Annotated in this window: 1 protein-coding gene; it reads right to left on the bottom strand. The window is 60.2% G+C overall.

Annotation, left to right across the window (positions count from 1 at the left end; translation table 11 throughout):
* Positions 1-33 precede the first annotated feature (33 nt).
* On the bottom strand, positions 34-236 hold a 203-nt coding region (locus tag ACPYOM_RS23885), incomplete at its 5' end, for an isochorismatase family protein (protein ID WP_481347888.1).

Genomic DNA, 236 nt, shown 5'->3' with positions numbered 1-236 from the left:
GAGCAAGCCCGCTCCCACAGGGATTTGTGTTGGTCAGATGAGTTGATTCGACTGAATCAAGCCAACCCCGGCCGTCTGCATCCGCTCCATCGCCGCTGCCAGTGATCCATCCCTGTCAATGGCACGACAGGCGTCCAGCACCACGAACGTGTTGAACCCCGCCGCCCGGGCATCCAGCGCGGAAAACATCACGCAGAAATCCAGCGCCAGACCGACCATGTACACCGTGTCGATAC

It is taken from the genome of Monashia sp. HAY1-2A, assembly GCF_056755315.1.
This window is presented reverse-complemented; position numbering and strand designations above follow the sequence as displayed.